This is a genomic window from Corynebacterium sp. MSK150 (assembly GCF_030229215.1).
In the GTDB taxonomy this organism is placed as follows: domain Bacteria; phylum Actinomycetota; class Actinomycetes; order Mycobacteriales; family Mycobacteriaceae; genus Corynebacterium.
Genome location: NZ_JASPHM010000005.1, coordinates 43879 through 67456 on the forward strand (window position 1 = coordinate 43879; position 23578 = coordinate 67456).

At 59.5% G+C, this 23578-nt stretch carries 23 protein-coding genes and 1 pseudogene; 9 read left to right on the top strand and 15 right to left on the bottom strand.

Going from position 1 to position 23578, the window contains the following annotated elements; genetic code table 11:
• Nucleotides 1-34 precede the first annotated feature (34 nt).
• From QP941_RS04415 to QP941_RS04425, 3 genes and pseudogenes are all read left to right on the top strand, one after another.
• Nucleotides 35-169, top strand: coding sequence for a homocysteine S-methyltransferase family protein (locus QP941_RS04415; protein WP_284868214.1), 135 nt, complete (start codon nucleotides 35-37; stop codon nucleotides 167-169).
• 48 nt (nucleotides 170-217) lie between these two features.
• Nucleotides 218-604 carry a hypothetical protein gene (locus tag QP941_RS04420; RefSeq protein ID WP_284868144.1) on the top strand — a complete coding sequence of 129 codons (387 nt, stop codon included), beginning with the start codon at nucleotides 218-220 and terminating at the stop codon, nucleotides 602-604.
• 96 nt (nucleotides 605-700) lie between these two features.
• A pseudogene (locus tag QP941_RS04425) lies at nucleotides 701-1177 on the top strand (gluconokinase).
• 197 nt (nucleotides 1178-1374) lie between these two features.
• On the opposite strand, the gene QP941_RS04430 reads toward QP941_RS04425, so the two are convergent.
• Nucleotides 1375-1716 (bottom strand): hypothetical protein, encoded by a 342-nt coding sequence (locus QP941_RS04430; protein WP_284868145.1) that lies wholly within the window; start codon nucleotides 1714-1716, stop codon nucleotides 1375-1377.
• Between the two features lie 25 nt (nucleotides 1717-1741).
• Here QP941_RS04430 and QP941_RS04435 point away from each other — a divergent pair, with 25 nt between their 5' ends.
• Nucleotides 1742-2611 (top strand): patatin-like phospholipase family protein, encoded by an 870-nt coding sequence (locus tag QP941_RS04435; RefSeq protein ID WP_284868146.1) that lies wholly within the window; start codon nucleotides 1742-1744, stop codon nucleotides 2609-2611.
• A 152-nt stretch (nucleotides 2612-2763) separates the two neighbouring features.
• Entirely contained in the window at nucleotides 2764-4329 is a 1566-nt protein-coding gene (locus QP941_RS04440) for an aspartate-alanine antiporter-like transporter (protein WP_284868147.1), read from the top strand.
• 71 nt (nucleotides 4330-4400) lie between these two features.
• On the opposite strand, the gene QP941_RS04445 is transcribed toward QP941_RS04440, so the two are convergent.
• Nucleotides 4401-6035, bottom strand: coding sequence for a peptide chain release factor 3 (locus QP941_RS04445; protein ID WP_284868148.1), 1635 nt, complete (start codon nucleotides 6033-6035; stop codon nucleotides 4401-4403).
• Nucleotides 6036-6059: 24 nt separating this feature from the next.
• Complete coding sequence (locus QP941_RS04450) at nucleotides 6060-6896, bottom strand: SDR family NAD(P)-dependent oxidoreductase (protein WP_284868149.1); 837 nt, start codon at nucleotides 6894-6896, stop codon at nucleotides 6060-6062.
• Nucleotides 6897-6976: 80 nt separating this feature from the next.
• Here QP941_RS04450 and QP941_RS04455 point away from each other — a divergent pair, with 80 nt between their 5' ends.
• Both QP941_RS04455 and QP941_RS04460 read left to right on the top strand, forming a co-directional pair.
• Nucleotides 6977-8329, top strand: coding sequence for a TrkH family potassium uptake protein (locus QP941_RS04455; protein ID WP_284868150.1), 1353 nt, complete (start codon nucleotides 6977-6979; stop codon nucleotides 8327-8329).
• On the top strand, nucleotides 8322-9014 hold the full coding sequence (locus QP941_RS04460) for a potassium channel family protein (protein WP_284868151.1): 693 nt from the start codon (nucleotides 8322-8324) through the stop codon (nucleotides 9012-9014). The genes QP941_RS04455 and QP941_RS04460 overlap by 8 nt, the downstream gene beginning before the upstream one ends.
• Here QP941_RS04460 and pth (QP941_RS04465) read toward each other — a convergent pair.
• Nucleotides 9011-9658 (bottom strand): aminoacyl-tRNA hydrolase, encoded by a 648-nt coding sequence (gene pth / locus QP941_RS04465; RefSeq protein WP_284868152.1) that lies wholly within the window; start codon nucleotides 9656-9658, stop codon nucleotides 9011-9013. The genes QP941_RS04460 and pth (QP941_RS04465) overlap by 4 nt on opposite strands.
• A gap of 35 nt (nucleotides 9659-9693) precedes the next feature.
• On the opposite strand from pth (QP941_RS04465), the gene QP941_RS04470 reads away from it, so the two are divergent.
• Nucleotides 9694-10677, top strand: coding sequence for a nitronate monooxygenase (locus QP941_RS04470; protein WP_284868153.1), 984 nt, complete (start codon nucleotides 9694-9696; stop codon nucleotides 10675-10677).
• 64 nt (nucleotides 10678-10741) lie between these two features.
• Nucleotides 10742-12196, top strand: a complete 1455-nt coding sequence (locus QP941_RS04475) for a glyceraldehyde-3-phosphate dehydrogenase (RefSeq protein WP_371744497.1) — start codon at nucleotides 10742-10744, stop codon at nucleotides 12194-12196.
• Nucleotides 12197-12336: 140 nt separating this feature from the next.
• Here the strand turns inward: QP941_RS04475 and QP941_RS04480 are convergent, their stop codons facing one another.
• The 11 genes from QP941_RS04480 to QP941_RS04530 form a co-directional block, all read right to left on the bottom strand.
• The gene (locus tag QP941_RS04480) at nucleotides 12337-13827 is read right to left on the bottom strand and encodes an ABC-2 family transporter permease (RefSeq protein ID WP_284868154.1); all 1491 of its coding nucleotides are present in this window, start codon (nucleotides 13825-13827) and stop codon (nucleotides 12337-12339) included.
• Nucleotides 13820-14533 (bottom strand): ATP-binding cassette domain-containing protein, encoded by a 714-nt coding sequence (locus QP941_RS04485; RefSeq protein ID WP_284844098.1) that lies wholly within the window; start codon nucleotides 14531-14533, stop codon nucleotides 13820-13822. The genes QP941_RS04480 and QP941_RS04485 overlap by 8 nt, the downstream gene beginning before the upstream one ends.
• 86 nt (nucleotides 14534-14619) lie before the next feature.
• Nucleotides 14620-15279: a response regulator transcription factor gene (locus QP941_RS04490; protein ID WP_284844097.1), complete on the bottom strand. Its 660-nt coding sequence runs from the start codon at nucleotides 15277-15279 to the stop codon at nucleotides 14620-14622.
• Nucleotides 15272-16450 carry a sensor histidine kinase gene (locus QP941_RS04495; RefSeq protein ID WP_284868155.1) on the bottom strand — a complete coding sequence of 393 codons (1179 nt, stop codon included), beginning with the start codon at nucleotides 16448-16450 and terminating at the stop codon, nucleotides 15272-15274. Before QP941_RS04495 ends, QP941_RS04490 begins: the two co-directional genes overlap by 8 nt.
• 29 nt (nucleotides 16451-16479) lie before the next feature.
• On the bottom strand, nucleotides 16480-17367 hold the full coding sequence (ppk2, locus tag QP941_RS04500; protein ID WP_284821648.1) for a polyphosphate kinase 2: 888 nt from the start codon (nucleotides 17365-17367) through the stop codon (nucleotides 16480-16482).
• Between the two features lie 76 nt (nucleotides 17368-17443).
• On the bottom strand, nucleotides 17444-18304 hold the full coding sequence (locus QP941_RS04505; RefSeq protein WP_284868156.1) for a fumarylacetoacetate hydrolase family protein: 861 nt from the start codon (nucleotides 18302-18304) through the stop codon (nucleotides 17444-17446).
• A gap of 5 nt (nucleotides 18305-18309) precedes the next feature.
• Nucleotides 18310-18840 (bottom strand): aminoacyl-tRNA hydrolase, encoded by a 531-nt coding sequence (pth, locus tag QP941_RS04510; RefSeq protein WP_239277817.1) that lies wholly within the window; start codon nucleotides 18838-18840, stop codon nucleotides 18310-18312.
• A 92-nt stretch (nucleotides 18841-18932) separates the two neighbouring features.
• Complete coding sequence (locus QP941_RS04515) at nucleotides 18933-19583, bottom strand: 50S ribosomal protein L25/general stress protein Ctc (protein ID WP_284767628.1); 651 nt, start codon at nucleotides 19581-19583, stop codon at nucleotides 18933-18935.
• A 242-nt stretch (nucleotides 19584-19825) separates the two neighbouring features.
• A complete protein-coding gene (locus QP941_RS04520; protein WP_239277820.1) occupies nucleotides 19826-20800 on the bottom strand; it encodes a ribose-phosphate diphosphokinase in 975 nt (324 codons plus the stop codon).
• A gap of 15 nt (nucleotides 20801-20815) precedes the next feature.
• On the bottom strand, nucleotides 20816-22261 hold the full coding sequence (gene glmU / locus QP941_RS04525; RefSeq protein ID WP_284868157.1) for a bifunctional UDP-N-acetylglucosamine diphosphorylase/glucosamine-1-phosphate N-acetyltransferase GlmU: 1446 nt from the start codon (nucleotides 22259-22261) through the stop codon (nucleotides 20816-20818).
• A gap of 67 nt (nucleotides 22262-22328) precedes the next feature.
• Nucleotides 22329-23525 carry an MFS transporter gene (locus QP941_RS04530; protein WP_284868159.1) on the bottom strand — a complete coding sequence of 399 codons (1197 nt, stop codon included), beginning with the start codon at nucleotides 23523-23525 and terminating at the stop codon, nucleotides 22329-22331.
• Nucleotides 23526-23578: the final 53 nt, after the last annotated feature.

Below are 23578 nucleotides of genomic sequence, written 5' to 3' on the forward strand. Positions count from 1 at the left end.
TGATTGGCGGCCAGCCCCCGTTGGCGCGGCGAGCCTGGCTGAGACCGTAACGGATCTCGTGGCTGCCGGTGCTAGCCTGCTGGGTGGGTGCTGCCGCGTGGGGTCCACTGAGATACGCCAGCTGCGCGCTTCCATCCTTCGCGCAACAAGCGGTTCCTCTGGACAATAGCGAAGGAATACCAGGACAACCCCAATGCACGGGGGATACAATATTGCTATGAAAAAGTCTTCTTTCCTCGCAGCATGCGCTGCGCTCCTCGTTGCAACTCTGTCCGTACCCGCCGCCAACGCCGAGTTGACCCAGACTGAGCGGGACCAATTCCGTACCGACCCCGTTGGCGCGATTGCCTGGCAGGCCATCAAGGGCTCTTCCGAGTATGTGCGTGCCGATGGTGACACCATGATGGCCGCGTCCTTCTTCTCCATGACTTCGCCGGGCGACGACATCGGCCTGCCGGCCCTGCAGAACTGCGCCGAGCGGGTCGGCTCCTCTGCTCCGGTGGGTGGCGTGCGCTACGTGGCGGCTGCCCTGTGCGCCACCTTTGACCCGACCACACGCGGCGAGGTGCAGCGCGCGAACCTAATGTACGCGCCGCTGGGTTAAACCGCGCTTTATCGAGCCGCACGGTGGTTGCGTCATATTGCGTTGAATCGCGCTGCGTCAGGCATACGATTTGGTGGGATGCTGCAAGGAGGGATGATGCGCAAGCACGTGGTGATCAAGGGAGTCTCGAGCTGCGGTAAGTCCACGGTCGGGGAGTTGCTGGCGCAGCGCACCGGCTTGCCTTTTCGGGATGGGGACGATATGCATCCGACGGCGAACATCTAGAAGATGGCCTCGGTGCAGGCCCTTGACGACGCCGACCGCAAGCCCTGGCTCGAGTTCTTAGGCCGCTTTCTCGCGGACCAGGACGCCGGTGCCATTGTGAGCTGCTCCGCGCTCAAGCGCTCCCACCGCGACATCATCGATACGATCTTTGTGGGCCTGCACGGCTCTTATGAGCTGCTCAAGGAGCGCATGAGTCAACGCTCTGGGCACTTCATGCCGGTCGTCCTTCTGGACTCGCAATTCGAGACACTCGAGGAACTGCAGCCGGGGGAAGCGGGCATCGTGCTGGATGTCAGCGAGGCCCCAGAGGAACTTGCCGCCGCGGCGGCCGAATACTTACGGGGCTAGCTGGCGCTTCCCGACTTAGGTCATGTGTGGGTGAGTAAAGTTTCTCTTGACACTGCTACCTGGTGGTATTTGGCGGTGGGGTGGGATTGTTCCGCACTAAAATGGCCTAAGTCAGGCGGAATCGGGGCGGGCCAGGCGCGGGGACTGCGCGCCCGTCAGCCGGGCAAGTGCATCTTTTAATCCCATGGGAGCCCAGTCTAGTGAGCGCTCACGGTGATGGTGCGGCAGCGCTCCAAGTCGAAGTACACACGCTGCCCGGTAGTGGCAACGCGCTCGCGGGCCACGGACTCATTGTGGGTCACGGCCGTGGCGAGGAAGACGAGCGGGCCATCCGGCTGGCGCCATGTGCCGAGATACCGCGCGCCGTGTTCCTTGGCTAAGGCCAAGGCCTTGCTCACCGCGGCTGGGGTAGGCTCCGTCACCCGCAGCAGCGCCTTCCCGGTGGGGTTATAGGCGAACCCGGTGCGGGGCTGTTGGCCGGTTTCGATATCGAAGGTGCCTTCTTCGTCCGCGAGCAATTGCCGGAAAATGCGCTTCATTGGGCCCAGCGTAGTATGGGGCACCATGATTGACGCCAGCAACACCGCACTTGTTATTGAAGGCGGCGGCATGCGCAATTCCTATACGGCTGCCTGTATGGTCAAGCTCATCGAAGAGGGCGTGGACTTTGGCTGGGTAGGCGGGGTATCCGCCGGGGCATCGCACACCGTTAATTACTTGTCGCGCGATGCCTGGCGCGCAGAAGAGTCTTTTACGGACTTTGCTCAAAGCCCCAGCTTCGGCGGCGTGGGTTCGCTGGTGCGTGGTAGCGGGTATTTCAATGCTGAGTACATCTATGAGCGCGCCGCGGACAAGGATTTGCCCTTTGATTGGCAGGCTTACCGCGAGCATCCGGCCGATATGGTGCTCGCTGCAGCGCGCGCCGATACTGGCGAGTCCGTTTACTGGACGCGCGAGGACGTGCATACCCCCGAGGATCTCTTTGTGCGTGTGCGCGCTTCCTCCACGCTGCCGTTGATTATGCCGATGCGATTTATCGACGGCGCGCCGTACGTGGACGGTGCTTTGGGCTCTTCCGGTGGCATTACCATTGCGCAGGCAGAAGAGGCCGGATACGAGAGGTTTCTGTTTATCGGTACTAAGCCGCGTGGGTATGTGCGCCCTGAGGTGGCGCGCCCAGCCTTTGTCCGCCGCGTCTTCCGCAGGTACCCCGCTATTGCCGACGCCCTCATAGCCCGCCCCGCCCTCTATAACGCGGCCAAAGACCGGCTTTTGGAGTTGGAGCGCCAAGGCAAAGCGCAATTATTTTTCCCGGAAGATATGCAGGTGACCTCCACTGAACGCAACGTACACAAGCTGCGGGCGAACTATCAGGCGGGGAAAGCCCAGACCTATACGGAGTGGCCACGGTGGAAGGAGTTTCTCCTCGATTAGTTCACTATGTGCGTTTGCTGTGAGATGTGCCGCTGCTGGGGGTGGGTGGCCCCTGACGAAAAGGGTCTAAGCAGTAGCGATGCCATTGGTGGTCGTTAAAGAATGTGCCTTTCACGTGGCACTTTGGGGGAAAATGCCTAAAATACTCCAGCGTGTTAGCAATTTTTGATGGAAATATATGGCTGAGCATCTTTTTCATAGTGCTGCTCGGCACGCTATTTGGCATGATCCCCTTCGGTCCGCTGCGCTTTGGCGCGGCGGGCACGCTGTTTGTGGGCTTGGCCTTCGGCTCGTTTATTGACCTAGATAAAGACATCTTAAGCTCCCTACAAGAGCTGGGCTTGGGACTCTTTATTTATATGCAAGGCCTGTCCGCCGGTGAGCGCTTCTTCAAGGGCTTTTCCAAGCAGATGAAGCACATGCTCACCGCAGCCATTGCGATTGTGGTGGCCGCGGGCGCAGCCCTCCTCTTTGGTGGCATGCTCGGGTTGGATACCTTGGCTTCCGTTGGCGTATTCGCCGGTGCCACGACCTCGACGCCGTCGCTGGCCGTTGCCCAGCAACAAACTGGTGAAGAGCTACCCGCCGTGGGCTACTCGCTGGGCTATCCCGTGGGTGTGGCGGTGGCCATTTTGGTTGTGGCATTCCTGCTCAAGCAGAATTGGCCCGCCAAGCACGATAAGGACAATTCTGCCTCCAAGATCTTCCGCTCCCGCACCATTCGCGTTACCAAAGACGTGAACTACGATGACTTGGAAGAACAGTTCAAGGATCACTTTGTTATCGCTACCATTCGCCGCGGTAATAAGGTCCGGGTTGCCGGCGATCGCCCCGAATTGCACAAGGGCGATATCCTGCGCGTTATGGTCACCAAGGCTAAGGCCCGTGAACTGACCCAAATGCTGGGCAAGCGTCAGCCGCAAACTCCGTTCGTAGATAAGCGCCTGGTCATCGAAACCGTGGCTATTTCTAACCAAGATATCGCCGGCCGCACAGTGGAGGAGCTGAACCTGTTCTCTCGCTATGGCGGTCGCATCGTGCGCGTGCAGCGCGGCGATGAGGAATTCTTGGCCAATAATGAAACCCACTTGGCTTCTGGCGATATGCTGGAGCTCATCGTGAAGTTTGACCGCTTGGGGGATATCCAGGATTACTTCGGTGACTCTATTAAGTCCTACTCCGAGCTGAACTGGGTGGCCCTAGGCGGTGGCCTCTTCTTGGGCTACCTGCTGGGCCAGGTTGTGGTTCCGATGCCGGGTGGCGCCTCCTTCGAGCTGGGCTTCGCGCTTGGCCCGCTGATTACGGGCCTTATCCTCGGTGCGCTGCACCGTACCCGCCGCATTCCGTGGCAGGTGCCGGCCTCCATCAATACTGCATTCCAGCAGTGGGGCCTCGTCATCTTCTTGGCGTCTGTGGGCCTCTCATCCGGCGAGGCATTCTTGTCCACCGCCTTCTCCTGGATGGGTCTGAAGTGCATGATCCTCGCCGCTATTGTCACCGTGGTGGTTGCGGTCCTATTCGCTGTAGCGAATCGCTTCATGGGTCAGTCCGAAACCCGTACCTCCGGCGGACTCTCTGGTATCTTCGCTCAGCCGGCCGTGGTCAACTACGCCACGGGGCTGAGCTCCGACTCGCGCATCATGACCGGTTATGCGGCCACCATTGTGGTGGCGCAGGTGGTCAAGATTGCCGTTGTCCCTGTGATGTTGATGGTCTAACACGCAACGGAAAGGCCGCTTCCTAGAACGGGAAGCGGCCTTTTTCTCTGCCGTGTGAAGCTGTGTGGTGTCTAATCCGCCACAAGCGTTTCCATGGTCAGCTCCGGGTGTTCCTTCTCAATGAAGGCGAGCTTCCACTTATCACCAAAGAGCGCGATGAGCTCGCCATCTTGGCGGGTAAAGATTTCCACGCCACGCTGACGGCCGAGCTCTGGGGCGGATTCGGCATCGGTGCGGCGAGCCACGGAATAAGGAATAGGCTCGGTGACGGTTTCCACGTTGTATTCGAACTCCATGCGGGCCTGCATGACCTCGAACTGCATGGGGCCCACTGCCGCCATGACCGGGGAGGCATCGCCACGCGCCTCGTTCTTGAGAATCTGGACCACGCCCTCGGCCGCTAGCTGCTCCAGGCCCTTACGGAAGGCCTTGTACTTGCCCAGCGACTTCGCGCGCAGAATGCGGAAGGCCTCCGGCGCGAACTGCGGCATGGGCTTGAATTGCACCTTCTTGCCGGAATAGATGGTGTCGCCAGGGGCAAGCGAGCCAGCGTTTACCAAACCCACGATATCGCCCGGATAGGCGGTGTCCACGGTATCGCGCGTGCGGCCAAAGACAGTCAGGGCGTACTTGGTGGAAAAGCTGCGGCCGGATTGGGCGTGGTTGACCTGCATGCCGCGCTCGAATTCACCGGAGACCACGCGCATAAAGGCGAGATTATCACGGTGCTTTTGGTCCATGCCGGCCTGGACCTTGAAGACGACGCCAGAGAAGTCATCGCTAATCTCGCGGACCTCATCAATGGCGCTGGTGGCAGCCTCAACTGCCTTTGGGTCGGAGTCGCGCGAGTGCGGAGCCGGAGCGATGGCGCACAGGGTATCCAGAATCTGGTGCACGCCAAAGTTCAGCATCGCAGAAGCGAAGATGAGTGGGGAGGTCACGCACTGTTCAAAAAGCTCCTGGTCATGCAAGGCACCATCGGCGGCAAGCAGCTCGGCTTCCTCGACAGCGGTCTCCCACACGTCTTCTTCCTTCTCACCGGCGGCATCCGGATCGAAGTGTTCCTCCGGGGCGATAGTGGAACCACCGGCAGTGCGGATGAAGTGGATATACTCATCGGCCTCGCCATCATCGTTGATGTGCGCCAGGCCGCGGAAGTCACCGGCAATGCCTACCGGCCAGTACAGCGGGGTAGGCTGCAGTTGGATTTCGTTGACGATTTCGTCGACAAGCTCCAAAGGCTCGCGGCCCACGCGGTCCCACTTATTGATGACGGTAACGATAGGCAGGCCGCGGGCCTTGCACACGCGGAAGAGCTTGAGGGTCTGGGGCTCGAGGCCCTTGGCGGCGTCGATAAGCATGACTGCCGCATCCACCGCGGTGAGCACGCGGTAGGTATCCTCTGAGAAGTCCGCGTGGCCCGGGGTATCAACCAGGTTAATCATGTAGGGCTCGCCTTCGTGGCCCTCCGGCGCATACTCGAACTGCAGCGCCGAGGAAGCCACGGAAATGCCACGGTCCTTTTCCATATCCATCCAGTCAGACACGGTGGACTTGCGGTTGCCCTTGCCGTGGACCGCGCCGGCCTCATTAATAACGTGTGCGTGCAGCGCCAGCGCCTCCGTCAGCGTGGACTTACCAGCATCCGGGTGGGCGATAACGGCAAACGTGCGGCGGCGCGAGGCCTCAGAAGCGACAGAACTCATGCGGCATAGTCTAGTGGTTTCGCGCTACCACTCCACATTGAGGCGGCGCCCCAAATCATCAAAGACGCGGCGAGCCACCGACAGCTTCTTCGCGATGGGGCGCTGCAGGCCAAGTTTGCGCTTGTCGTTGTAGTATTCGCCGGATTCAAAGTGGATTCCCTCGGTGCCCGTCAAAAAGTAGGCGAGGTTATCGCCGCCTTCGGCAGGCTTGCCAAAGGTCTTGCCAATCAGCCCGGAATACATCTTGGACATCATGCCGGTAGAGGACTTGGAAAAGTCAGTGGCAAGCACGCCAGGGTGGAAGGAGACCGCGGAAAGCCCGTGGGCATCAAAATAACGGGTGAGCAGGATATCGCCCAGCTTGGCATTGCCGTAGGCGCGCTCGGGGCTGAAGTGCTCCAGCGTATTGGGATCGTTCAGGTCAAAGTTGGACATGAGGAAATTAGCTAGCGAAGCCGTCTGGACCACGTTTGCGTTATCCGCGCGCAGCTTGTCCCGTAGCAGCGAGGTCAACAGGAAAGGCGCCACCACGTTGACCTGCCAGGTGCGCTCAAATCCATCGGCGGTGGTAGACGGGCCATCAAAAATGCCGCCGGCATTATTACCCAGGGCGTGGATATGCTCTAGGCCTTCCAAATCCTGTGCCAAGCGGCGAACTTGGCCTAGGGATTCGAAGTCCGCCAGGAAGTACTGGCCTTCGACTTCCTCGGCCACCGCGCGGGTCTTTTCCGGATTGCGGCCGACGATAACCAGGTTGTCTTGTGGCCGGGTGCGGTGCAACTGACGAGCAGCCGCGGCCCCCAACCCGCCGGATGCGCCGGTAATCACAATGGTCTTGGCAGTGCTATTTGGCGAAGTCATAGCACCAATCCTAACCACCCACCGAGGGCAGCGCCGGCCAGCAGTTTCCCTGCGCCTTAAGCAGGTCTATACTTCCGCTGGTGAAACACTTGCTTTCCATACGGCAGTGGGGCCCGGCGCGTTTGACCGCGGCTGGCTTCCTCGTGCTGATTCTGGTGGGAACGGTTTTGCTTATGCTGCCGTTCGCTGAGGCCGGCACCGCCCGCGCTTCCTTCCTGTCTGCCCTGTTTACCGCTACGTCTGCGGTCTCGCTTACCGGGCTTATCGTGGTGGATACCGGCAGCTTTTGGAGCCCGGCCGGGCAGGTCATCATCTTGGCGCTGATCCAACTAGGCGGCCTGGGCATCATGTCGCTCGCCTCGCTATCCGGCCTGCTATTTACTGGCCGGATTAGCTTCAAGGCGCGCAAAACCGGTGCCTATGAGGGGCGCCCCATTGCCCCCGGTGGAATCCGCAAGACGCTGATTTTTACCTTCGTCTTTACCGCGGTGGCTGAGACCATCATCGCTGTCATTGTGGCCGCACGTTTGATGATTGGCTATGGGCACTCCTTTCCGCGAGCGGTGTGGGAAGGTATCTTCCATGCGGTATCTGCATTTAACAATGCCGGCTTCAGTACCAATAGCGATAACCTGGTGCCCTTTGTTTCTGATGCCTGGATTTTGCTGCCTTTGGCCGCCGCCTTAATCGGTGGCGGTTTAGGTTTTCCGGTGTGGGCGGAGCTGGTGCGGTTGGTACGCCGCGATCGCCTTGTGGTCCACCGCATTTCCATTACCGCCCGCATGACCCTAGCGGCCACGACCGTGCTCTTGATCGCCGGCGGCGTCTTTTTCGCGTGCATGGAATGGACCGGGCTTTTATCCTCGATGTCGCTGGGGGATAAGCTGCTCAACTCTTTCTTTGCCAGCGCGTCCCCGCGCACGGCGGGCTTTAACGCCATCGATTATGGCCAGGCACATCCCATTACTCTGATGGGCACCGACATTTTGATGTTCATCGGTGGTGGCTCGGCCGGTACGGCCGGCGGCATCAAGGTCACCACCGCCTGCGTGCTCTTGGCTGCCATGGCCGCGGAGTTTTCGGGCCGGGAAACCACCACCATTGGCCACCGCAGCCTTCCGCGTTCGGTGACCCGCCAGGCCCTAGCCCTGAGCTTTGCCGGAGTCATGGTGGTCACACTGGGCGTGGCGGCGCTGCGCTTTTTTGATCCGGAGTTTAGCGGTGATCAAGTCTCCTTCGAAGTTCTTTCTGCTTTCGCTACTGTGGGCTTGTCCACCGGAATTACCGCAAGCCTGTCTGCGCCCTCGCAGATAGTGCTGTGCCTCATCATGTACTTGGGCCGCGTTGGCCCAACCACCTTGGTAGCAGCGCTGGCGGCGAAATCCGTCAGCCGGCGCTATAGCTTCCCCGAAGAAAGGCCGTTCCTTGGCTAATATTCTCAAGGCGCTGGGACGCACCCGCGCCGGCATTGATATTCCACCCGTCGTCGTTATTGGATTAGGCCGATTTGGCTCCTCGCTTGCTCATGAGCTGATGGCCAATGGGGTTGAGGTCCTCGGCATCGACTCCAACGAAAAGCGCGTGCGCGAAGAAGCGCCCTACCTCACCGAGACCATTGCAGCCGATACCACCGACCCAGAGGCCTTGCGCCAGCTGGGCGTGGAGGAGGTCGAGCGCGTCATCGTCGCCATCGGCTCCCACTTGGAAGATTCCATCCTCACCGCGTCCAATCTGGTGGAGTTGGGGGTCAAAGACATCTGGGCCAAGGCTGATTCTGAGGCACACGCGCGTATTCTCAGCCAGATTGGCACCCACCATGTCATCCGGCCAGAGCGTGATACCGGCCGCCGCGTGGCTTACCTGTTGGGCGGGCGTTTCCGTGATTTTGCGGAGATTGCCACCGATTATGGCGTGACCCAGATGGCCGTGCCTAGCTCATTGGTGGGCCGGCCGCTCGACCTTTCTGCCATCTGGCGCACGCACCGCGTGCAATTGGTCTCTGTGCGCCGTGCGGAAGGGGAGTGGGCCCCGCTTGCCGACGCCACCGAGCTCACCCCCACCGATTTCATCGTCGCCGCCGGCAGCCCCAAGGCACTAGAAAAATTCTCCCAGTGCTAGCGCGAGTGGATCTGGTTTTGGGCCTTGCCTAGCCCATCCGTCACGATGAGGCGGGCGGCCTCGGCCGCGGTGGCGATGGCGTCATCAAAGCCTGCGCCCGCATCCACGGGGCCCAATACGTAATCCGGAATGGACGAGCCCTTGGGCGGCCGGGCAATACCAATGCGCACGCGCAGATAGTCGCGGGTGCCTAAGCGCTCGGTGAGCGACTTGAGGCCGTTGTGCCCGTTTTCATTTCCACCCTGCTTGATCCGGATCTTATTGGCCGGAAGGTCCAGCTCATCGTGGAGAACAATGACGTGATCTGGGGCGATGCCTAGCTCCTGTGCCAGCGGCGCTACTGGATCGCCAGAAAGATTCATAAACGTGCCTGAACGCACGGCAAGTACTTTCTGTCCCGCCCAGCTAAGCGGCGCGACCTGCACATCCATCCCACGGACCGGCTCAAGCACGTCTCCGCCTGCGGCTAACAGATCATCGATGGCCATATAGCCCACATTGTGGCGGGTAGCGACATACTTCGCGCCGGGATTGCCCAGGCCCACAATAAGCCACTCCGCCTCTAGCTCGTCCGGATTGAGGCCTGGTGTGGGTTTATTCTTCGAGCCAAAGAACCGCGCGAAAAAATCTCCTAAAGGTGCCACTGCACTAGCTTCCTCTCTCAGTAAGGTGGGGTGCTATGAGTCAGGTTATAAGCTCCCTTTCCCGTAGCGTAATCCCCGCGCCCATGGCCGGCGGGCCCACCACCCCGGAACTAGTGCGCGCCGCCCATGCCGCCGGCTCTTTTGGCGCCTTAGGTGTGGGCTCTGCGAGCATAGATACTGCCCGCACACAGATTGACCAGTGTGCCGGTATTCCGTTTGGAGTAAACCTCTTTTGCCCACAACAGCCGCTTTCCGGGGTGCAACGTGCCGCCGCACGCGAGCTGGCGCAAGCAGAAAACCAGCCACTGCCTGATCCCGATTACTCCTTTGGCTTTGCAGAGAAGCTGGACCTAGCGTTGCGCGGCGGTGCCCGCGTGGTGTGGTCTATGTTTGGCACCTTCACACCCGAACAGATAGAGCGAATCCACGCCGCGGGCGCAGAGGCCTGGACCACCGTCACCACCCCTGCTGAGGCAACCGCCGCCGCACGTCGGGGCGTCGACGTGCTCTGCGTCCAAGGCCCAGCCGCCGGCGGCCATCGCGGAACCTGGGACTTAGCCGAGACACCCGATTCCCGGGACTTGGAGGAATTGGTGTCCGACGTGCATACCGCAGCCCCTGAACTTCCTCTAATCGCCGCTGGCGGCCTGCGCACTGCAGACGATATAGCCACCGCTATGTCCTGGGATGGCGTCGCCGCATGTTCCTGTGGTTCCGCATTTTTGCTCACTGAAGAGGCGGGAACGAGTGACTACAACCGGCAGCTACTGCGCCGTGGTGGGCAGACCGTGTCTACCCGTGCTTTCTCGGGCCGCTTTGCTCGTGGACTAGAAACTCAGTACACCCGCAGTCACCCCAACCTTCCACCGGTTTATCCGCTCTTGAACCCTGTGCTTAAGGAACGCCGTGCGCAGCACGATGATGCCGTAGCTTACTGCCTCGTAGGTACCGACGTGGCAAAAATTAACGGGGGTACTGTGGCCAACATCCTGAACGATCTATGCCAAAACCCACACTAGTAAGCGCTAATATTTATGTTTGAAGATTTAATGCCACCCCCGTGACAGAAAAGGAATGAATTACGTGACTGCGAACGCACATGTTGGCCATGATGATTGGAACGAGCGCCTCGAGCTGGCGCAGCAGATGATTCCGCTCATCCACCAGCTGCACCGCAACAATAACGTTGTCACCACCATCTTCGGCCGCCCACTGGTGGGACAGACCGATATCGACATCATCAAGTCTCATCGCTACGGCCGCCGCATTGCGCAGCGCCACCTGTCCACGGCGGAGACCCTGCCTATCCTGGTGGAATTGGCAGACATGAATCTGGGTGCCGCTAGTGTGGACCTCGGCCGCTTGGTCCTGGGGTGGGAAGAATCCAACGAGGAAAACCTCCGCATGTACTTGGAAGGCGAGCTGTGCGAGATCGTCGGTGCTGGCGTTGACCTAGAGACCACTGACGTCGTCCTTTACGGCTTCGGCCGCATCGGACGTCTGCTGGCCCGCCTGCTCGTCGCCCGCGAGGCAGCATACGGTGGCGTTCGCCTGCGCGGCATCGTCCTGCGCAAGAAGGGCGACGGTGACATTCTCAAGCGCGCTTCCTTGCTGCGCCGCGATTCCGTTCACGGTGCGTTCAACGGCACCATCTCTGTGGACGAGGAAAACGAGGTTATCTGGGCTAACGGCACCAAGATCCAGATGATCTATGCCAATGATCCCGCCGAGATCGATTACACCTCCTATGGCATCAATAACGCCATCTTGGTGGACAACACTGGCGCATGGCGCGACCGCGAGGGTCTGTCTCAGCACCTCAAGGCCAAGGGCATCTCCCGCGTGCTGCTGACCGCACCGGGCAAGGGCGATATCAAGAACATCGTCTACGGCATCAATAACGACAACATCAGCGATGAGGATCAGATTCTCTCCGCTGCATCCTGCACCACCAACGGCATTACCCCTGTTCTCAAGGTCATCAATGACCGCTACGGTGTAAACCACGGCCACGTGGAGACCGCGCACTCATTCACCAATGACCAGAACCTCATCGATAACTACCACAAGGGCGATCGTCGCGGCCGCGCTGCAGGCCTGAACATGGTGCTTACCGCTACCGGCGCAGCCAAGGCTGTGGCTAAGGCTCTGCCGGAATTTGAGGGCAAGCTCACCGGCAACGCCATCCGCGTTCCTACCCCGGACGTGTCCATGGCCGTGCTCAACCTCGAGCTGTCCAAGGAAGTAGAGCGCGATGAGGTCAACGACTTCCTGCGCAATGTCTCTTTGCACTCCGACCTGCGCCAGCAGATTTCCTACATTGCCTCTCCAGAGGTTGTTTCCTCTGACTTCATCGGCAATACCCACGCCGGCATCGTCGACGGCGTTGCTACCATCGCCTCCGGCAAGCACCTGGTGCTGTACGTGTGGTATGACAACGAGTATGGTTACTCCAACCAGGTAGTACGCATCGTAGAAGAGCTGGCGCACACCCGCCCGGTTGTTCTGCCGAAGCGCGTATCTCCTTCTGAGCTCTAAGTTCACCTAGCTCTAGCCCGCGGTTTCCGCGGGCTTTTGCCGTTTTATCCTTGTGTTCCGGTGCTGGGCCGATATTGCGGCCGCGTTGTTGACTCAAAACGGACCGAAGTGCCGGATATCGTGGCTGCTTTGTAGCGTTTCTACCCTGTGGGCCGCAGAGCAGTAGTCCGTAGTAACCGTGCGGATGCCCATGAACCAGCGACAGCAATCAACAACGTCAAAAGCGCCGCGACGGTGTAGCGTCCAGGAGAATCGGCATTCATCGGCCACACTGGAAAGGCAAGGAGCCACAAGAAGGTCTTGGCTAGTACATCACCGCCGAGGGTTACGGAGACTATCGTGCCTACGATAGTGAAGGCGAGCGCGCTCAAAATACCGAAAAGCAGCACGATAACTAGGGAAACTACTGTGATGGCAAAGCCCACCCCCACAGCCAGAGGCAACTGTGCTGCTGCGGCCGTGGCAGAACCACCAGAGCAGACCATCGCGAGCGATGCGGCAGAACACACGAGCACAACAGTGCCAAGTAGCCACAAAAGGAGTGCGATTGGGCTATAGCGCGACTCAATATAACTGAGAGGCCACGAGGGCGCGAGAAGGGGCCACACCATCACGGGAAGGATCCCCGCACCTACCGGTAGCAATAAGAAGAGGAAGAACCCTTCTACATAGCTAGGCGAGTAGATAGCGGAGAGGAAAACCAGAGCCAGTGCGGTTAAAGCTAGGCAGGCGATGAGTGCGGGGCTCAAAGCGGCACGATGAAGTCCGCGCACCGCGCCCAAAAGCCGGGAACGAGCGGCGGCACGAGGTATAACTGCGGGGGTCCAAGTTCCAGCAGCGGTAGTTGGTGCGGCAGTAGTAGCAGGTGCCTCCGCGCGGCGGAGCAGAGAAAGAGGTCGTATGCGGCGAGGAGTAAGGATTGCGGCGCAGGCACCGACTACCGCCAATAGGAGACATAGCACCGCAGCGGGCAATGGACTTTCATGCAGCAGCGGATCTCCCGGATCGAGAGGAACGGAATTCTGATGAATGCGCAGTGCAGGAAGTAATAGCCGCAGCGGCCATGCTGGCGGGAAAGCCCACCACGCATTGCCTTCGACAATGCTCGGTAAAACACTAACTACCTGCCAGACAATACCTGCAACGAGCGCGGCGGCAAGACCACAACGACGTGCACTCGCTGCAGCGAGACCGGCGATACCGATGGCGCCCAGGAAGGAATAGACTCCAGCTACTAGTAGCAGTTGATGGTTCGCTCGTCCTTGAAGTGCGACCACTGCCCAGGAAACTCCGAAATTCAGGAGATGGAAGGCCGCAAGGCTGGCGAGTATGACAAGAAAGCGGGATGCCTGTTCATAGTGAGGATTGACTTTCCGCCACAGCGTACCGCCGCTCCGGGTACGGGCCTCTCGGTGTTCGGGAATAGTGGCAAAAAGCGCAATGAGAGGTGCATACATGCCCGTGATGAACATGGACTGCCATCCTAAGACGCCAGTAGCGTCCTTCGCGGAAGAAGCAAAGGAGGAAAATAGTACGGTCATCACCACGAGCGGTATGGCTAGGAGCGGGAGCCATTGCAGCGCGCTACCGCGGCTGCGCAGGAGCTCGGCGGAAAGGTAGCGCTTAAACATGGCGCTCACCATCCGGAGACGTCAGGCGGAAAAATTCTGCTTCAAGTTGACCACTAGGAGCCAAGTTCTCCAGTGCGCCGGAATAGCGAATGGAACCCTCAGCAAGGATGGTGATGTCTTGGGCTAGATGGACAATCTCGCCGAGCTGATGTGAGCTCACGATTACGGTGTGGCCGACAGAAGCAAGCTTTTGCAAGAGGTGCCGCAGTTCTACAATGCCTTGCGGATCAAGGCCATTTTGTGGTTCATCCAGCACAAGGATTTCTGGATCGCCTAGGAGAGCCTGGGCCAAGGCGAGGCGTGCCTTCATACCGGTAGAAAAAGACTTTGCCTTTTTGGAACCAACTTCGCTGAGACCGGCGATGGAGAGCACGCGGTCGACCTCAGCCTCCGGCAGCCCGAGCAATCTAGTATGTACGCGAAGATTGGCTGCAGCAGAGAGATGCGCGTAAAAGGCAGGGCCGTTGACGGAGGCACCAACGTGGTCGAGGACTTCACGAGACCAGGGAACGCCATCTACTTTAACCATCCCGGAATCGGCGGAGAGCAGGCCTAAAAAGATCGAAAAGAGCGTAGATTTTCCGGCGCCATTGCGTCCCAATAAGGCGTGGACGCGACCAGGCGCGATGCGAAAATCTACGTCGCGCAAAACCATGTGAGGCCCAAAAGACTTGGAGACGTGTTCAAAGGAGACTTCATAATTCATACTGCGTAGTCTCGCGCGCTGGGACGCGAATATCTTCCGCCCACAAGACGGACTTTGCAGCGAACATCTCCTACCGTAGTAGGAGACTAGGCAATTCCAGCGCGCTGAGCCAGCAAAACTAGCGCCACTCGGTCGCGTGCGGCAAGCTTGGAAAGTAGCGCCGAGACATGTGTCTTTACCGTCGTGTCAGCGATGACCATCTCGGCGGCGATTTCAGAATTCGTGGCCCCGCGGGCGATGAGCGAAAGTACCTCCATCTCGCGCCGGGTAACCAGGCTAAGCCCTTGGCGTTCCTGCGCGCTCAATTGTCCACGGGTAAGGGCGGTGCGGTAGGTCTCCAGGACCGGTCCAGTTACCTGAGCAGCCAGTACCGATGCGCCCTTGGCGACGTCCCGGACAGCCCCCGCCAGCACCTCCGGATCGGCATCTTTGAGCAGAAATCCATGTGCGCCAGCGGCGATAGATTGAGCCACCAAATCGTCTTCATTAAACGTGGTGAGCATGATGACGCGGCAGTCAGGGACGCGAGAAAGGATTGCTTGGGCCGCGGCGATACCGTCCATTCCCGGCATTCGGATATCCAGGATGGCTACATCAATGCGGTGGCTCATCGCCGCGGTGACGGCATCTGAGCCGGTATTGGCGGTGGCCACGACCTCAATATCATCCTGTGCGTTAAGGATGGTAGACAATGCGGCAACAAGCATCGCTTGGTCATCGGCGAGCAGGACACGAATCTTAGACACGGCTTTCCTTCTGCAACGGTAGCTCGGCGCGCACGATGAACTTTTTGGCATCGCCCCGGGTTTCTAGATTTCCACCCAAAGCGTGAGCGCGTTCTGCAATGCCAACAAGACCCACACCGCTGCCGGGCACTTGGCTGGCAGTTGGGGAGGGGTTGGTAGATTTAAGGGCGATCTGGGCGACGTCGGCTAGCACTAGCTCTACTTCCACCCGTGTACCGGCTCCTTGATGCCGCAACGCATTAGTTAGGCCTTCAGAAATGATGCGCACCAGTGCCAACTGCGTGAGTGCTGGAACTTCGCAATTTTGCGGCAGGCGGGCCGAAATGTCCAAGCCTGCCGCGCGGAAGCCATCGATGATTCCCTCGATGTGCTCTAACTGCGTGGTTGGCTTCAGTGTGGTGGGACCAGTGCTGCGCAGTGCCGTGACGATGCCGCGTACCTCTTCCAACGCAGAATCTGCACCATCGCGAATGCTGGCCAGCGCTTCCTCGGCAGCTTTAGCGTCTGATCGCCCGGCAATGATTCCAGCATTCGCCTGAACCTTTATCAAAGTTAGGGAATGGGCCAGAACATCATGCAACTCTCGTGCGATGAGCAATCGCTCTTCCTCTTGGGCTTGGTGGAAACGCTTTTGGGCTAGGCGCTCGCGCTGGCGTGCCAAGTCGAAGTAGCGTGCGGCGGCGAAGTAGGTGGTGCCCAAAACAGCCCAGTGCACGACCAACATGGCCAAGTAGCGGCGGTCCAGTTGGTAATGCAAAACGAAAGACTCCGGATCTATGCGCCACATGATTGGCGAAATGAAGGAGCCAAGAATCGTTAGAGCCAGTACCGTGCGGGGAATAACGCGGCGCGTGACATAGCGGGAGGTGGCATACACCGCCATGGGTGCAGTCAGGGCCCAGGGGGTAAGCCCTAGATTGGTGGGCAGCTGGCTCATCCAAGCCACGGCCCATGCCGCGAGCAGCACAATAAAGCCCGTGGCGCTGAGCACGGGACGGCTCCGCCAGACCCACATAAATGGCAGGAATAGCAACGATAGACCTGCCTGAATACTCTCAATTATGCTGGGATTCTTCGCGGCAGAAATCACATAAAACAGCGCAATGAGCACCGCCACCGCAGTGAGGATTTTATCTCCTAAACGCGCTTGCGCGACGGTGTCAGTGCTCATGAATGAAGATAGTAATACAGCCGGTGCTGCTACTTCTTCTTATCCTTCTTCTTGCCCTTCTTGGACGTCTTCTTCGCTGTCTTCTGTTCGGACTTGCGCTCAAGCTTTGCAGCGACGTCCGGAACGTAGCGGAACTCTTCGCGGGCAGGGCGTTCATAGGTTTCGCCATCGGAATCCGGGCGCTGCGGAATTTCCGGCATCTCGTGCTCGAGTTTCTCGTACGGAATGGTGCTCAGAAGGTGCGAAATGACGTTAATACGGGAGCGCTTCTTGTCTTCTGATTCCACGGTGTACCACGGCGCGGTTGGGGTATCGGTGTGGATGAACATCGCATCCTTGGCACGGGAGTAGTCCTCCCAGCGGGTAATGGACTGCAGATCCATAGGGGAGAGCTTCCAACGGCGCAGCGGATCGTTGCGGCGGGATTCAAAGCGCTTAATCTGCTCCTCATCAGAAACAGAGAACCAGTACTTGCGCAGCATGATTCCGTCTTCGACCAGCATCTGCTCAAAGGTGGGTGCTTGGTGCAGGAAGCGGACATATTCCTGATCGGTGCAAAAGCCCATGACGCGCTCGACACCGGCGCGGTTGTACCAGGAGCGGTCAAAGATGACGATTTCGCCCTTGGTGGGAAGCTTTTCCACGTAGCGCTGGAAGTACCACTGGCCCTGTTCGCGAGAGTTGGGAGCGGGCAGCGCCTCGATGCGGCAGGTGCGCGGGTTGAGGTACTGGGTGATGCGCTTGATCGCGGAGCCCTTGCCGGCGGCGTCGCGGCCCTCCATGATGATGACTACGCGGGCGCCGGTTTCAACGACCCACTGCTGCATGTCCACGAGCTCTGCTTGGAGGCGTTCGAGCTCCTTTTCGTAGGCCTTCTTGTTGAGTTTCTTAGGGGCTTTACTGCTTTTTGTGCTCATTAATCCAGCTTAACCGGCGCAAGCGGCTGGGATGAAAACGGGACCGCCCACTTTGGAGTGAGAACCTGGGCACAGCTTAGGAACAAGTACAGCCGGGGCCGCAGCCGGGTTCGCCATAGCGGGTGGTATTGGAAATATGCCCCAAGCCTTCGATGGCGATGGTGACGTTCTGACCGTCCTCGATAAATTGCTGCGGGGTGCGGGCAAAGCCCACGCCCTCCGGCGTGCCGGTAACGATGACGTCGCCCGGATTGAGCGGATAGAGCTGTGAGCAGAATTCGATGAGCTCAGCTACGGAAAAGATGAGGTCATCGGTATTATCGCGCTGCCTTTCCTCACCGTCTACGGTCGTGGTGAGGACAGCTCCGGACCCCGGTGACCACTCATCCGCGGTGGTAAGCCAAGGGCCGAAGCCGGCGGTGCGATAAAAGGATTTACCGGCATGGAACTGGCTAGTTTGGCGCTGGAAGTCACGCAGCGTGTAGTCATTCATGATGGCGTAGCCGGCCACATAATCTAGGGCCTCGTCGCGGTTGACGCGGTGGGCGCGCTCGCCGATGATGACCGCCAATTCACCTTCATAATCCAGCTTCTGTGTGCCATATTCGGGAATGGAGACATCATCATAGGGGCCGGTGAGGGCATCGGCGAACTTGATGAACAAGGTGGGATGTTCGGGGAACTCGCGTCCCATCTCGCGGATGTGCTTGGCGTAATTGAGTCCAACGCAGATCACTTTGCCCGGAGTTGGTACGACGGCTTCCAAGTCGGCATGGTCAAAGACCACAGGTTCGCCGGACAGTTGGGCGGCCTTGCGCCAATCCTCGCTGCGCAGCAGCTGGCCGACGTCTTCATAATCCAATTCAACACCCACGTTATCGCCGTCGATGCGGATAGCGGAAGTGCCAAAGCCAGTGCGTAGGGTAGCCAATTTCATGGCGACTATCCTACGCGCAAGATTTCCTCGACCGCGTCGGCGCAAAGGATGGGGATTTCTGCCTTTTCTTGCTTTGCCCAAGGCTTGAGCACAAACGACGCAGGGTCCATGCGCCCGGGTGGGCGACCGATTCCTACCGAAAGGCGCTGGTAGTCCTTGGTGCCCAGGGACTTTGTGGTTGAACGCAACCCATTGTGGCCATGGTCGCCGCCACCTTTGCGGAGCTTAATGGTGCCGAAATCGAGTTCTAGCTCATCGTGAACAACGATGATGTCGGCGGCAGAGAGATGAAAGTATTGGGCCAAAGCCTTGATCGGACCGCCGGAGAGGTTCATATAGGACCGAGGCTTTGCGCAGATAATCTTGCGGCCGCTAGCTATGCCCTCAGCGACTTCGGTGTTGGTCTTTTTGTGTACCGAAAAGCTGCTCATGAGCTCTCCTGCAAGTTCGTCTGCCACATCGAAGCCGATATTGTGCCGGGTGCCTGCGTACTTGGGGCCGGGGTTGCCAAGGCCTACTACGAGAAGTGGAGTCACGCGCTCAATTGTCTCATAGGCCGAGAGAAAAAACGGCAAGGCCGCCGTGAGAAGCGAATCTCACGGCGGCCTTGCGTGTGAAGGGGAGGGGATTACTCCTCGGAGTCGGAGGACTCTGCGCCCTCGTCGACGGACTCGGCGCCAGCGTCAGCGCCGCCTTCCTCAGCAGCCTCGGCTGCTTCCTCGAGCTCCTCATCAACCTCAGGCAGGGAGATGGAGACGATAACGGTGTCTTCCTCTGCCACCAGGGTGGTGTCTTCCGGCATGGTGAGGTCGGCAGCGGTGACAACTGCGCCGTCCTCGAGGCCCTCGATGGAAACCTCGATCTCCTCCGGAATGTTCAGTACGTCTGCCTCAACCAGCAGTACGTCAGCATCCTGGATGTGCATGGTGCCTGGGGCCGGCTCGCCGGTCAGGGTCAGCGGAACCTCAACCTCAACCTTCTCGCCGCGCTTAATAGCCAGCAGGTCAACGTGGTCGATGTCGAAGGTCAGAACGTTCTGGTCAACGTGCTTAACCATGGTCAGGTACTGCTCGCCGTCAATCTCCAGCTCCAGAACGGCGTTGACGCCGTTGTTGCGGACGAGGGACTGGATGTCCAGCAGCGGAACTGCGAAGTGGACCGGCTCCTGGTGGGAACCGTAGATGACGCCTGGGACCTTCCACTCGCGGCGCAGGCGGCGTGCGACACCCTTGCCAAATTCGGTACGTGCTTCAGCCTTGATTACTGGGCGCTGTGCCATGCTTGATTCTCCTTAGTTAAAGTAGTGCGGCGCGGCCAACGCGATAAAAACGACGAAAGCCTGCCGATGGACGTCTTGGACGAGTCATCGCAGGCGTATATAAAAAGCAACATGCTCTAACTTCAATCGCGTCGATAACGGCTTCCTCATCCTGAGGTCGCCCTCGCCGAGACTGAGTTAGATTAGCACGTGCGCCAGGGGCAAATCAAAAGCCGCCGAGGGAAATCTCGGCGGCCCTGCGCTTAGGCGCGGTCGAAAAGGGTGGTCACGGAACCATTCTCAAAGATCTCGTGGATGGTCTGTGCCAAAAGCGGTGCAATGGACAGCACCGTGAGGTTGGACCAGCCCTCGGTGGACTGCGGGAGGGTATCGGTGGTGATAACTTCCTCCGCGCCGCACTCGGACAGGCGCTCGCGGGCTGGGTCGGAGAAAACGCCGTGGGTGCAGGCGATGATGACCTTCTTCGCACCGGCGTCCTTCAGAACGCGCACGGCGCCGGCGATGGTGCCACCGGTGTCAATCATGTCGTCGAGAAGCACGCAGTCCTTGCCCTCTACATCGCCGACCACGCGGTTGGACACCGTCTTATTAGCCTCAGTGTTGGAGCGGGTTTTGTGCACGAAGGCCAGCGGGGCATCGCCCAAGTCGTGGGCCCACTTTTCTGCCACCTTCACGCGGCCTGCATCCGGGGAGACCACGGTGATGTTATCGGTGGCGTACTTGGACTTGATGTAATCGGTCAGGATGGGCTGAGCGTGCATGTGATCGACCGGGCCATCGAAGAAGCCCTGGATCTGATCGGTGTGCAGGTCCACGGACACGATGCGGTCCGCACCAGCAGTTTGCAGAAGGTCTGCCACCAGGCGGGCGGAAATTGGCTCGCGGCCCAGGTGCTTCTTGTCCTGGCGTGCATATGGGTAGAAGGGCAGGATGGCGGTGATGCGCTTTGCGGAGCCGCGCTTCAAAGCATCGATCATGATGAGCTGCTCCATTAGCCACTTGTTGAGCGGCTGGGTGTGAGACTGCATTACGAAGCAGTCGGCACCACGCACGGACTCTTCAAAGCGAATGAAGATTTCGCCGTTGGCGAAGTCGCGGGCGGTGGTAGGAACCAGATCAGTCTTGAGCTCCTTAGCCACAGCCTCCGCCAACTCTGGGTGTGCACGCCCAGAGAAGAGTTTCATGTTCTTGCTGCTACCAGTTACCTTGCCAGTCATGGGAGAATATGCCCCTTACTTTTCGTTGTCCTGCGCACGGGCTGCGGCCTCAGCCGCGGGAGTACCCGGACGCTTCTTTTGAACCCAGCCCTCGATGTTGCGCTGTTTGCCACCGGAGACTGCGAGTGCTCCCGCAGGAACATCGTCTTTAATTACTGTACCCGCACCGGAGTATGCGCCATCACCGACATTGACCGGAGCGATAAACATTGTGTCAGAACCGGTGCGCACGTGGCTGCCGATGGTGGTGTGGTGCTTGTTCACGCCGTCGTAGTTCACAAAGACGGAGGAGGCACCGATATTGGACTGCTCGCCCACGGTGGCATCGCCGATATAGGTCAGGTGCGGAACCTTGGAGCCGCGGCCGATCTGGGCGTTCTTTGCCTCTACGAAGCCGCCGAGCTTTCCGTCCTCTCCCACCACGGTCTTCGGGCGGATATAGGTAAACGGGCCGACCTTAGCGTTGGTACCAATGACGGAATCGCTGCCATGGGTGCGCACGACAGAAGCGCCTTCGCCCACCTGCATATTGGTCAAGGTGGTGTCGGGGCCAATCTCGGCGTTATCGGCGATGCTGGTAGTACCCCACAGTTGGGTGCCTGGGTAAATAATGACATCGGAGCCCACGGTGACGTTGACACCAATCCAGGTGGTCTCCGGATCCACGATGGTGGCACCGCCGCGCATCGCCTTTTCAACCATGCGGCGGTTGAGCTCTCGGCCGGCAGAGGCGAGCTGCACGCGGTCATTGACGCCTGCGAGTTCGGCCGGATCCGCTGCTACGTGCGCGCCGACGCCGTGTCCTGCGGTGCGGGCAATCTCAAGGACATCGGTGATATACAGCTCGCCTTGGGCGTTATTGGAGTCGAGCTTCTGGAGGGCTGCGGCAAGCACGCGCCCATCAAACGCGAAAACGCCAGAGTTGACCTCGTCGACCTTGCGCTGCTCTTCGGTGGCATCCTTTTGCTCCACGATGGCAGACACGCTGCCGTCCTCGCCGCGAATTATGCGGCCGTAACCGGTCGGGTCATCGAGGCGCATCGAGAGCACAGTGACCGCGTTGCCTTGCTCGGTGTGGGTGGCGCGCAGGCCCTCGATGGTCTCTGGGGTAAGCAGTGGGACATCGCCGTTGGTGACAATGACAGTTCCCTCGAAGTCCGGAATCGGCTCCAAGCCGCAGGCCACGGCATGACCGGTACCCAGCTGCTCCTCCTGCACCGCCTGCAGTACCTCGCAGTCCAGCTCCTGGGCGATGGCATCCACGGCGGGGGAGACCTGATCGCGCTGGTGGCCCACCACCGTCACGATGCGCTCCGGGTTGATCCCGGCCGCAGCGTGCAGAGCGTGGCCGAGCAAGGTGCGCCCGCCAATCTCATGCAAGGTCTTCTGCTTGGTGGACTTCATGCGGGTGCCGGCGCCAGCCGCAAGGACGACGACAGCACACGAGGTTGTTGCTACCACGGGTTATTGAGCTCCTGGGGTCGAGTCTGATTCTTATCCGGACTACATCCTATAGCCCAAGTGCGATTTATGTGTGAGAAACCTCTTTCAGACCGCGGGCGCGCCACACGCCGAGGAAACCAATGAGGGCAAGGAAAAGCAGCGCTGCCTCGGGGCCGGCCAGTGCCACCACGGAGGAGATGCCACCGACGATAAGCAAGATAATGCCCATCATCGTATTGGCCGCACCTACGTACTGGGTGCGCTTATCGCCGCCGGCCATATCCACCACGTAGGTCTTTCGCGCCACGCGAATGGCCGTGTGCGCCAAGTTCACAGCAAAGAAACCAATTGGCATGACCCAGGCATTGACCGCATCCGGTGCCCAGTGCGAGCTGGCGACCAAAAGCACCAGCACGACGGAAGCCACGGCCGCGCCCACGGCCATGGTGTTTTTAGAGGACTTATCCGAATACACCCCGGAGATGCGCCCGCCCACCAGGGAGGCTAGGCCGGAAGCAAGCACAAATCCGTAGAGCCCGGAAAGGTTGCTGCTGAGCAGTACAATAAAAGAGGTAGATAGCGCTGAAACGAGCAGCAGTGCGCGGACGATGACGAAGTTGCGAAATTGGCCGTCGCTAGTAAAAAGCTGCCAGGTATCTTGCCACCAGCGCTTATCGATGCCCCCTTCGGTTTCCTCTGGCACCGGCTCATCCACGCCCGAAAAGACCCACGCGGCAATGGCCCACGTGGCCGCACCAATGGCGAGGACCGTGCCCATCATGGGAATGCTGAGCTCGCCCAAAAAGTAGAGGATAATGCCGGTCAGCAAAGTGGCGCCGCCACCAAGGGCTGCCGCGCTGCCGGTCACTCGACCGCGCGCACCCTTAGAAATGGTGCGCGCCTGCACGTCCTTGCCCGCAATCGAGCACAGCGCGCGGAAGAGGGAAAGAGCCGCCAAGGCCACCAGCACCACCACACCCAATACCGCACCGCGGGTAAAAAATGCCGCGAGCGCGATGACCGCGGCGGATACCGCTTGGCCCAAAGAACCGATAATCCACAGGCGCTTGCGGGCCCTATGCGTAGTCACCCACGGGGTCAGCGCCGCCTGCGGCAGCATCGAACCGGACTCGCGGATAGGGGTGAGCAGACCGGTAAAGAAGGCAGGCACTCCGGCCGCACTAAAGAGCGCAGGCAGCACCGTCTTGGCAGCAACAATCTGATCGCCCAAATTTTGCAGGCCATTGGACCAGATGAAATACCGGGCGTTGGATTTAGACATGAGAAATGCGATCTTTCAGAGAAACGAGTTGGTTAAATAAGAGCCATGCTGAC